Origin of the sequence: Aeromonas sp. HMWF015, assembly GCF_963878965.1 — a bacterium.
GTDB lineage: Bacteria > Pseudomonadota > Gammaproteobacteria > Enterobacterales > Aeromonadaceae > Aeromonas > Aeromonas veronii.
Map to the genome: position 1 here is coordinate 1 of NZ_CAWNZT010000245.1, position 9,727 is coordinate 9,727.

General features: G+C 52.8%; 20 protein-coding genes. All 20 read right to left on the reverse strand.

The genetic code is table 11. The features are described 5' to 3' along the window. Window positions 1-105 precede the first annotated feature (105 nt). A complete protein-coding gene (gene rplQ / locus AACS18_RS13040; RefSeq protein ID WP_005307999.1) occupies window positions 106-489 on the reverse strand; it encodes a 50S ribosomal protein L17 in 384 nt (127 codons plus the stop codon). A gap of 43 nt (window positions 490-532) precedes the next feature. Continuing rightward, on the reverse strand, window positions 533-1,522 hold the full coding sequence (locus AACS18_RS13045) for a DNA-directed RNA polymerase subunit alpha (RefSeq protein WP_005307997.1): 990 nt from the start codon (window positions 1,520-1,522) through the stop codon (window positions 533-535). A gap of 25 nt (window positions 1,523-1,547) precedes the next feature. Then, the gene (gene rpsD, locus AACS18_RS13050) at window positions 1,548-2,168 is read right to left on the reverse strand and encodes a 30S ribosomal protein S4 (RefSeq protein ID WP_005340600.1); all 621 of its coding nucleotides are present in this window, start codon (window positions 2,166-2,168) and stop codon (window positions 1,548-1,550) included. Between the two features lie 39 nt (window positions 2,169-2,207). Then, the gene (gene rpsK, locus AACS18_RS13055) at window positions 2,208-2,597 is read right to left on the reverse strand and encodes a 30S ribosomal protein S11 (protein ID WP_005307993.1); all 390 of its coding nucleotides are present in this window, start codon (window positions 2,595-2,597) and stop codon (window positions 2,208-2,210) included. A 14-nt stretch (window positions 2,598-2,611) separates the two neighbouring features. Continuing rightward, window positions 2,612-2,968, reverse strand: coding sequence for a 30S ribosomal protein S13 (gene rpsM, locus AACS18_RS13060; RefSeq protein ID WP_005307991.1), 357 nt, complete (start codon window positions 2,966-2,968; stop codon window positions 2,612-2,614). Window positions 2,969-3,107: 139 nt separating this feature from the next. Beyond that, entirely contained in the window at window positions 3,108-3,221 is a 114-nt protein-coding gene (gene rpmJ, locus AACS18_RS13065) for a 50S ribosomal protein L36 (RefSeq protein WP_005319705.1), read from the reverse strand. A 27-nt stretch (window positions 3,222-3,248) separates the two neighbouring features. Further along, window positions 3,249-4,577, reverse strand: a complete 1,329-nt coding sequence (gene secY / locus AACS18_RS13070) for a preprotein translocase subunit SecY (protein ID WP_005340602.1) — start codon at window positions 4,575-4,577, stop codon at window positions 3,249-3,251. A gap of 8 nt (window positions 4,578-4,585) precedes the next feature. After that, on the reverse strand, window positions 4,586-5,023 hold the full coding sequence (gene rplO / locus AACS18_RS13075; RefSeq protein WP_005340604.1) for a 50S ribosomal protein L15: 438 nt from the start codon (window positions 5,021-5,023) through the stop codon (window positions 4,586-4,588). A 2-nt stretch (window positions 5,024-5,025) separates the two neighbouring features. Further along, window positions 5,026-5,205: a 50S ribosomal protein L30 gene (gene rpmD, locus AACS18_RS13080; protein ID WP_005307985.1), complete on the reverse strand. Its 180-nt coding sequence runs from the start codon at window positions 5,203-5,205 to the stop codon at window positions 5,026-5,028. Between the two features lie 6 nt (window positions 5,206-5,211). Further along, window positions 5,212-5,712, reverse strand: a complete 501-nt coding sequence (gene rpsE / locus AACS18_RS13085) for a 30S ribosomal protein S5 (protein ID WP_005340605.1) — start codon at window positions 5,710-5,712, stop codon at window positions 5,212-5,214. 14 nt (window positions 5,713-5,726) lie between these two features. Further along, window positions 5,727-6,080, reverse strand: a complete 354-nt coding sequence (gene rplR / locus AACS18_RS13090; protein ID WP_005340606.1) for a 50S ribosomal protein L18 — start codon at window positions 6,078-6,080, stop codon at window positions 5,727-5,729. 9 nt (window positions 6,081-6,089) lie between these two features. Next, window positions 6,090-6,623: a 50S ribosomal protein L6 gene (gene rplF, locus AACS18_RS13095; RefSeq protein ID WP_005340607.1), complete on the reverse strand. Its 534-nt coding sequence runs from the start codon at window positions 6,621-6,623 to the stop codon at window positions 6,090-6,092. Between the two features lie 13 nt (window positions 6,624-6,636). After that, window positions 6,637-7,029, reverse strand: coding sequence for a 30S ribosomal protein S8 (rpsH, locus tag AACS18_RS13100; RefSeq protein WP_005307980.1), 393 nt, complete (start codon window positions 7,027-7,029; stop codon window positions 6,637-6,639). 21 nt (window positions 7,030-7,050) lie between these two features. Next, entirely contained in the window at window positions 7,051-7,356 is a 306-nt protein-coding gene (gene rpsN / locus AACS18_RS13105) for a 30S ribosomal protein S14 (RefSeq protein ID WP_108612453.1), read from the reverse strand. A gap of 10 nt (window positions 7,357-7,366) precedes the next feature. Then, window positions 7,367-7,906, reverse strand: coding sequence for a 50S ribosomal protein L5 (rplE, locus tag AACS18_RS13110; protein ID WP_005331162.1), 540 nt, complete (start codon window positions 7,904-7,906; stop codon window positions 7,367-7,369). Window positions 7,907-7,919: 13 nt separating this feature from the next. After that, complete coding sequence (gene rplX / locus AACS18_RS13115) at window positions 7,920-8,237, reverse strand: 50S ribosomal protein L24 (protein ID WP_005307977.1); 318 nt, start codon at window positions 8,235-8,237, stop codon at window positions 7,920-7,922. Between the two features lie 11 nt (window positions 8,238-8,248). Then, window positions 8,249-8,617, reverse strand: a complete 369-nt coding sequence (rplN, locus tag AACS18_RS13120) for a 50S ribosomal protein L14 (RefSeq protein ID WP_005307975.1) — start codon at window positions 8,615-8,617, stop codon at window positions 8,249-8,251. Window positions 8,618-8,764: 147 nt separating this feature from the next. Next, complete coding sequence (gene rpsQ / locus AACS18_RS13125) at window positions 8,765-9,013, reverse strand: 30S ribosomal protein S17 (RefSeq protein WP_005307966.1); 249 nt, start codon at window positions 9,011-9,013, stop codon at window positions 8,765-8,767. Continuing rightward, window positions 9,013-9,204, reverse strand: a complete 192-nt coding sequence (gene rpmC / locus AACS18_RS13130) for a 50S ribosomal protein L29 (protein ID WP_005307965.1) — start codon at window positions 9,202-9,204, stop codon at window positions 9,013-9,015. Before rpmC ends, rpsQ begins: the two co-directional genes overlap by 1 nt. After that, a complete protein-coding gene (rplP, locus tag AACS18_RS13135) occupies window positions 9,204-9,617 on the reverse strand; it encodes a 50S ribosomal protein L16 (RefSeq protein WP_005340612.1) in 414 nt (137 codons plus the stop codon). Before rplP ends, rpmC begins: the two co-directional genes overlap by 1 nt. Window positions 9,618-9,727 lie beyond the last annotated feature (110 nt).

Sequence of the window (9,727 nt, forward strand, 5' to 3'; positions counted from 1 at the left end):
GTTGAGGCAGTTGAGGCAGTTGAGGCAGTTGAGGCAGTTGAGGCAGTTGAGGCAGTATCAGAATGGATTAAAAGAAAAGCCGGGACAAGCCCGGCTTTTTCTTTATCACTCAGCAGCTGCTTCAGCAGCGGCCGGGCGGTCTACCAGCTCAATATAAGCCATAGGGGCGTTGTCGCCTGCACGGAAACCGCATTTCAGAATGCGAGTATAACCGCCGGCGCGCTCCAGGTAGCGCGGGCCCAGTTCATTGAACAGCTTAGCCACGATCGCGTTATCGCGAGTACGGGCAAATGCCAGGCGACGATTAGCAACGCTATCAGTCTTGGCAAGGGTGATCAGCGGTTCAACTACACGACGCAGCTCTTTTGCCTTAGGCAGAGTCGTCTTGATGATCTCATGACGAACCAGGGAGCTGGCCATGTTGCGGAACATTGCCTGACGATGGCTGCTGTTCCGGTTCAGTTGACGACCACTCAAACGATGGCGCATGACCTTATCCTTCTAACTAAATCTGTGAAACCCGTAATCTGGATTACTCGTCAGCGATGCTGGCGGGCGGCCAGTTCTCAAGGCGCATGCCAAGAGACAGACCACGGGAGGCCAACACGTCCTTGATCTCAGTCAGGGACTTCTTACCGAGGTTAGGAGTCTTAAGCAACTCAACTTCGGTACGCTGTACCAGATCACCAATATAGTGGATAGCTTCTGCCTTCAGACAGTTCGCAGAACGAACTGTCAGCTCCAAATCATCGACAGGACGTAGCAGAATCGGATCAAACTCGGGTTTCTCTTCTTTCTTCTCGGGCACGCTGACATCGCGCAGATCCACGAAGGCTTCCAGTTGCTCGGCCAAGATAGTGGCAGAACGACGGATGGCTTCTTCAGGATCCAGGGTACCATTGGTCTCCATGTCGATGACCAGCTTGTCCAAGTCGGTACGCTGTTCCACACGTGCTGCCTCAACATTGTAGGCAATACGAACGATGGGGCTGAACGCGGAGTCCAGCAGCAGGCGACCAATAGGACGCTCTTCGTCATCGTTGTGAACACGAGCAGAAGCAGGCACATAACCACGACCGCGCTGAACTTTCAGGCGCATGCTGATTTCAGCATTGGCACCAGTCAGATGGCAGATTACGTGCTCCGGGTTTACGATCTCGACTTCATCACCGTGAGTGATATCACCAGCGGTAACGGGGCCTGTTCCAGACTTGGTCAGGGACAGAGTTACCTCGTCCTTGCCTTCCAGCTTCACAGCGATACCTTTCAGGTTGAGCAGGATTTCAAGAATGTCTTCCTGTACACCTTCTTTGCTGCTGTACTCATGCAGTACCCCGTCAATTTCGACTTCAGTAACTGCACAACCGGGCATAGATGACAGCAAAATACGACGCAGGGCGTTGCCCAGCGTGTGACCAAAGCCACGCTCGAGTGGCTCAAGAGTCACTTTCGCATGAGTCGGGCTAACTTGCTCGATGTCAACTAGCCGCGGTTTAAGAAAATCTGTTACAGAACCCAGCATTGTGTCCTCTCTTTAGAAGCTAGCTTTACTTGGAGTAAAGCTCGACGATCAGCTGTTCGTTAATGTCGGCAGACAGGTCGGAACGCTCTGGCAGACGCTTGAAAGCACCTTCCATTTTAGCGGCGTCAACCTCTACCCAAGTCGGCTTCTCACGCTGACCAGCAACTTCCAAGGAAGCTTTGATACGCGCTTGCTTCTTAGCCTTCTCACGAACGCAGATCACGTCCTCAGGGGAAACCTGGAAAGAAGGAATGTTCACAACGCGACCGTTTACCATGATGGCCTTGTGGCTCACCAGCTGACGAGATTCAGCACGGGTAGCGCCGAAGCCCATACGGTAAACGACGTTGTCCAAACGACCTTCCAGCAGCTGCAACAGGTTTTCACCGGTGTTACCCTTTTGACGGGCAGCGTCGCGGTAGTAGTTGCGGAACTGTTTTTCCAATACGCCGTAGATACGACGAACTTTTTGTTTCTCGCGCAGCTGAACACCGTAGTCGGACAGACGCGCTTTACGCGCACCGTGCTGACCAGGGGCGGTGTCAATCTTGCACTTAGAATCAATCGCACGAACACCTGACTTCAGGAAGAGGTCGGTGCCCTCACGACGGCTAAGCTTAAGCTTAGGACCGATATATCTTGCCATCTTCTTTCTCCAACAATCCTAGACCAAGTAGCTACAGCGTTATACGCGGCGCTTCTTGGGAGGACGACAACCGTTGTGCGGGATCGGAGTCACATCAGTAATGTTAGTGATGCGGAAACCAGCCGCGTTCAGGGCGCGGATGGAAGACTCACGACCGGGACCCGGACCTTTGACCATGACTTCCAGGTTCTTGACGCCATATTCTTTGGCCATCTCACCAGCGCGCTCTGCAGCTACCTGAGCAGCAAACGGGGTGGACTTACGAGAACCACGGAAACCGGAACCACCAGAAGTAGCCCAAGACAGAGCATTGCCCTGACGGTCAGTAATGGTCACGATTGTGTTGTTGAAAGATGCATGAACGTGCGCAATACCGTCGCTCACTTGCTTTTTAACGCGCTTGCGAGCACGAGTCGGAGTTTTAGCCATTTTCTACCTTCCCGTTACTTCTTGATAGCCTTGCGCGGACCCTTACGGGTACGAGCGTTGGTCTTGGTACGTTGACCACGAACAGGCAGGCTACGACGGTGACGCAAACCACGGTAGCAACCCAGATCCATCAATCGCTTGATGTTCATGGAAATCTGACGACGCAGGTCACCTTCGACGGTGAATTTACCTACTTGTTCACGCAGACTCTCGATCTGAGCTTCGTCCAGGTCTTTAATTTTCACATTCTCAGCGATACCGGCTGCGGCACAGATGGCCTTGGAGCGGGTACGACCGACGCCATAAATCGCAGTCAAAGCAATGACTGCATGCTTATGGTCAGGAATGTTAATGCCAGCGATACGGGCCACTATTCACTCCTACATATAGTAGATTACGACCACCACAAAGCCCGTGAGCGGATACGTGGCGGTCAACCAATACACAACAAAAGTTGGCTGGCTATATTAGCCAGCACAACTATTTGTTGCAAGTACTAACCGTAAAAAATTAGCCTTGGCGCTGTTTATGCTTTGGCTCGCTGCAAATCACACGCACCACACCGTGACGCTTGATGATTTTGCAGTTACGGCAGATTGCCTTAACGGAAGCACGAACTTTCATTGCTTAACTCCGTAACTACGCCGACCTTTAGCGGCCGTAGCCCTTCAGGTTGGCCTTCCTCAGGACGTCGCCATATTGATGAGACATCATATGGGTTTGTACCTGAGCCATGAAGTCCATGATAACTACCACGATAATCAGCAGCGAAGTGCCACCGAAGTAGAACTGTACGTTCCAGGCAGTCATCAAGAACTGGGGTACCAGACAGATAAAGGTTATATAGAGCGCACCTGCCAATGTCAGGCGAGTCATAACCTTATCGATGTAACGTGCTGTCTGCTCGCCCGGGCGAATCCCCGGGATAAAGGCTCCACTCTTCTTCAGATTATCTGCTGTCTCGCGGGGGTTGAACACCAGCGCGGTATAGAAGAAGCAGAAGAAGATAATGGCTGCTGCATACAGCATCTCGTAAAGCGGTTGACCCGGCTGCAGGACCATAGAGACCTGTTGCAGGATATCAGCTACTTTACCCTCGCCCTGACCAAACCAAGAGGTAATGGTCCCCGGGAAGAGGATGATACTGGATGCGAAAATCGCAGGAATCACACCAGCCATATTCACTTTCAACGGCAGGTGTGTGCTTTGCGCGGCAAATACTTGGCGGCCTTGTTGACGCTTGGCATAGTTAACGACGATACGACGCTGACCACGCTCCACGAACACCACAAAGTAAGTCACTGCGAAAACAATCAAGCCCAGCAACAACAACAGCAGGATGTGCAATTCCCCTTGACGTGCCTGTTCGGCCGTAGCGCCAATGGCATGCGGCAGACCAGCAACGATACCGGTGAAAATAATCAACGAGATACCATTACCAATCCCACGCTCGGTAATCTGTTCACCCAACCACATCAAAAACATGGTACCGGTGACCAGACTCACAACCGCTGTGAAATAGAAGCCCAGACCCGGATTAGTCACGAGTCCATGCATCATATTCGGCAGACCGGTTGCAATACCAATGGCCTGGAAAGTTCCCAAAACCAGCGTGCCCCAACGGGTATATTGGCTAATCTTGCGACGGCCGGATTCACCTTCTTTCTTGAGTTCAGCAAGAGCGGGGTGAACCACTGTCAGCAGCTGGATAATGATCGACGCCGAAATGTACGGCATGATCCCCAACGCAAGAATAGAAGCACGCGAGAGTGCACCACCACTGAACATGTTGAACATCTCAATGATGGTGCCCTTCTGTTGCTGGAACAACTCGGCCAGTACGGCGGCGTCAATACCAGGAATCGGCACATAAGAGCCTGCACGGAAAACGATAATCGCCCCGAGAACGAAGAGCAGACGGCTCTTCAGTTCACTCAGACCACCCTGTGCTTTAACATCCAATCCTGGTTTCTTAGCCATTGTACTGATTATTCCTCGATTTTACCGCCAGCGGCCTCGATGGCTGCGCGTGCACCTTTGGTGACGGACAGACCACGAACGGTCACAGCACGGTCAATGTTGCCTGACAGAACAACTTTAGCGAACACGATGTTCTTAGTAACAACACCGGCTTGCTTCAGAGTGCTCAGGTCGACCACATCACCTTCTACCAGGGCGATTTCGTTCAGACGCACTTCGGCAGAAACCAAAGATTTGCGAGAGAAGAAACCGAACTTCGGCAGACGGATTTTCAAAGGCATCTGGCCGCCTTCGAAACCGTTGCGAACTTTGCCGCCACCGGAACGAGAGGTCTGGCCTTTAACACCACGACCACCAGTCTTGCCCAGGCCGGAGCCGATACCACGACCACGACGTTGTTTTTCAGGCTTGGAACCAGCGGCCGGAGACAGAGTGTTCAGACGCATGCTTAGCCCTCCACCTTAACCATGTAATAAACCTGGTTGATCATGCCGCGTACGCAAGGAGTATCTTCCAGCTCAACGGTGTGACCAATGCGACGCAGACCCAGACCACGCAGAGTCGCCTTGTGCTTTGGCAGACGGCCGATAGAGCTGCGAGTTTGAGTTACTTTTACAGTGTTAGCCATGTCGCATTACCCCAGAATTTCTTCAACGCGCAGACCACGCTTGGCAGCGATCTGTTCCGGTGATTGACCGTGAACCAGAGCGTCTACAGTAGCGCGAACAACGTTGATTGGGTTGGTGGAACCGTAGGTCTTGGCCAGCACGTTGTGGATACCGGCAACTTCCAGAACAGCACGCATAGCGCCGCCTGCAATGATACCAGTACCTTGGGAGGCCGGCTTCATGAACACGGTGGAGCCAGAGTGAACACCACGCACCGGGTGGTGCAGAGTGCCGTTGTTCAGCTCAACCTTGTTCAGGTTACGCTTAGCCTGTTCCATTGCTTTTTGAATAGCAGCCGGAACTTCACGGGCTTTACCGTAACCGTAACCTACACGGCCGTTACCATCACCCACCACGGTCAACGCGGTGAAGGACATGATACGACCACCTTTAACAGTTTTCGAAACACGGTTTACTGCAATGAGCTTTTCTTGCAGTTCGCCGGCTTGAGATTCGACTTTAGCCATCTTCGACTCCTAGCTTAGAACTGAAGACCAGCGTCACGTGCGGCAGCTGCCAGGGCAGCGATGCGACCGTGATACTTGAAACCGGAACGATCGAAAGATACGTTCTGAACGCCTTTGGCAATAGCACGCTCAGCGATAGCCTTACCTACAGCGGTAGCAGCATCTGCGTTACCGGTGTATTTCAGAGCTTCACTGATGGCTTTCTCTACTGTGGAAGCAGAGGCCAGAACTTCGGAACCGTTGGCTGCAATAACCTGCGCATAGATATGACGCGGGGTACGGTGAACAACCAGACGGGTAGCTCCCAGTTCCTGCATCTTTTTCCGAGCACGAGTAGCACGACGGAGACGAGCTGCTTTCTTGTCCATAGTGTTACCTTACTTCTTCTTAGCTTCTTTAGTACGCACTTGCTCGTTGGCATAGCGTACACCCTTGCCCTTGTAGGGCTCCGGAGCGCGGTAAGCACGGATATCGGCGGCGACTTGGCCAACCAGCTGCTTGTCGACGCCACGCAGAACGATTTCTGTGGCAGTCGGGCACTCAGCGGTCACACCAGCCGGCAGCGCATGCTCTACCGGGTGAGAGAAGCCCAGAGCCAGCGCAACAGCATTGCCCTTGATGGAGGCTTTATAACCTACACCAACCAGCTGCAGCTTGCGCTCGAAGCCTTGGGTAACACCGATTACCATGTTGTTGACCAATGCACGGGCAGTACCGGCCTGAGCGTCAGCACCAGCGATGCTGCCGCGCGGGGCGAACTTCAGTACATTGTCTTCTTTGGTCACTTCTACACCGGCGTGAATAGAGCGAACCAGAGAACCTTTACCACCTTTGATGGTCAGTTCCTGGCCGTTCAGAGTCACCTCTACGCCAGCAGGAATAGTGACGGGTGCCTTAGCAACACGAGACATTTCCTACCTCCTATTAAGCGACGTAGCAGATGATCTCACCGCCCATGCTTGCTTTGCGAGCAGCACGGTCAGTCATCACACCTTTAGACGTGGACACGATAGCAACACCGAGACCGCCCATAACTTTCGGCAGATCAGTAGTGCGCTTGTAAATACGCAGGCCTGGACGGCTTACGCGTTGGATCAGTTCTACAACTGGCTTGCCCTGGAAATATTTCAGTTCAATTTCCAGTTCCGGCTTCACGTCACCAGCTACGGAGTAGCCAGCGATGTAACCTTCTTCTTTCAGCACTTTGGCGATAGCCACTTTCAGCTTGGAAGAAGGCATGGAAACCGCAACTTTGCTCGCCGCCTGACCGTTACGGATGCGGGTCAGCATATCCGCGATCGGATCTTGCATGCTCATAAGTCTAACTCCCGAGATTCGTTACCAAGAAGCCTTCTTCAGGCCCGGAATTTCGCCCTTCATGGCATGCTCACGCACCTTGATGCGAGACAGGCCAAACTTGCGCAGGAAACCGTGCGGACGACCAGTAATATTGCAACGGTTACGCTGGCGGGACGAACTGGAATCACGGGGCAGCTGTTGCAGTTGCAGTACAGCATCCCAACGCGCTTCTTCAGAAGCGTTCATGTCAACGATGATAGCTTTCAGCTCGGCACGCTTGGTCGCGTACTTGGCTACCAGCTTGGCACGCTTTGCTTCGCGCGCTTTCATGGATGTTTTAGCCATAACCCTAACCTTACTTGCGGAATGGGAAGTTAAAGGCAGCCAGCAGAGCACGGCCTTCTTCATCGGTATTCGCGGAAGTGGTGATGGTGATATCCAGACCACGGACGCGATCGACTTTGTCATAGTCGATTTCCGGGAAGATGATCTGCTCACGCACGCCCATGGAGTAGTTACCACGGCCGTCGAACGCTTTAGCGTTCAGGCCACGGAAGTCACGGATACGCGGTACGGAGATGCAGATCAGCCGTTCCAGGAACTCCCACATACGCTCGCCACGCAGGGTTACTTTACAACCTATCGGGTAGCCTTCACGAATCTTGAAGCCCGCAACAGATTTGCGAGCTTTGGTGATCAGCGGCTTCTGACCGGAAATGGCAGCCATATCGGCAGCAGCATTTTCCAGCAATTTCTTGTCAGAGATCGCTTCACCAACACCCATGTTCAGGGTGATTTTCTCGATCCGAGGGACTTGCATGATAGTCTTGTAACCGAACTGCTTGGACAGTTCATTTACTACATCGGATTTGTAGTAATCATGCAGTTTCGCCATCGTTAAACTCCAATTACTTCACAAGTTCGCCGGTGGATTTGAAGAAACGGACTTTTTTGCCGTCTTCAATCCGGAAACCAACGCGGTCAGCTTTGCCAGTGGCAGAGTTGAACAGCGCTACGTTTGATACATCGATGGGGGCTTCTTTGGTGACGATACCGCCAGCCTGACCCAGTGCGGGTACCGGCTTCTGGTGTTTCTTCACCTGGTTGATGCCTTCCACGATTACCTTACCTTTTGCAATCAGGACTTGAGTGACTTTGCCACGCTTGCCCTTGTCTTTGCCGGTAAGAACAATCACTTCGTCTTCGCGACGGATTTTAGCTGCCATCGTTCGACTCCTTACAGTACTTCGGGTGCCAGGGACACAATCTTCATGAACTTCTCATTACGCAGTTCACGGGTCACCGGGCCAAAAATACGAGTACCGATTGGCTGTTGGTTGTTGTTAAGCAACACAGCCGCATTGTTGTCGAAACGGATGACAGAGCCGTCCGGACGACGAACGCCTTTACGGGTGCGTACGACCACCGCGTTATACACATCACCTTTCTTCACTTTACCGCGAGGAATGGCTTCCTTGATGGAAACCTTGATGATGTCGCCGATGCCGGCGTAACGGCGGTGCGAGCCACCCAGAACCTTAATACACATTACACTGCGAGCGCCGGAGTTGTCGGCAACACCCAGCATACTTTGCATCTGGATCATCTTAGTGCTCCGCTTTGTTTACTTCTTATCCCTAATGGGATCTGGCTGCCTTCAAAAGGCGCGAAACTATAACACAGGATTTTCAGAAAAGGTAGCCTAAAAAACAAACGGCCCCTGAAAGGGGCCGCTTGGACTACAAAGTACCGATTAGGCCTTTTCTACAACGGCAACCAGGGTCCAGGACTTGGTCTTGGACAGCGGGCGGCATTCGCGGATTTCCACGAGGTCGCCAGCTTTGCACTCGTTGTTTTCGTCATGCACGTGCAGCTTGGTAGTGCGCTTGATGATCTTACCGTAGATCGGGTGCTTTACCTTGCGCTCGATAGCAACAGTGATGGACTTGTCCATCTTGTCGCTGATTACACGACCTTGCAGAGTACGGATCTTGTCAGTCATTACGCACCTGCCTTCTCAGTCAGTACAGTCTTGATACGTGCGACGTCACGACGCACTTGTTTCAGAGTGTGAGTCTGAGCCAGCTGGCCGGTGGACGCTTGCATGCGCATGTTGAATTGCTCACGCAGCAGGCCCAGCAGCTCCTGGTTCAGTTCTTCGACGCTCTTTTGACGCAGATCTTGGGCTTTCATCACATCACCGTCTTAATTACGAAAGTGGTCTGAACAGACAGCTTAGCTGCGGCCAGGGCAAACGCTTCACGCGCCAGAGCCTCAGGTACACCGTCCATCTCGTACAGAACCTTGCCAGGCTGGATCGGGCAAACCCAGTATTCCACGTTACCCTTACCTTTACCCATACGAACTTCGAGGGGCTTTTCGGTGATGGGCTTGTCCGGGAACACACGGATCCAGATCTTACCTTGACGCTTAACGTGACGGGTCATGGCACGACGGGCTGCTTCGATTTGACGAGCAGTCAGTTGACCACGGGATGTCGCCTTCAGGCCAAAGGTACCGAAGGATACTTCGTTACCAGAGGTGGCCAGACCGCGGTTACGACCCTTGTGGGTCTTGCGGAATTTAGTACGCTTAGGTTGCAACATTTACCGAATCTCCTTACTTAGCAGCGCGGCGCTTGTTGTCACGCTTGGGCTTTGCAGGAGCTTGCTCTTGAGCAGCGGCAGCGTTAACAGCAGCCAGACCGCCCAGAACT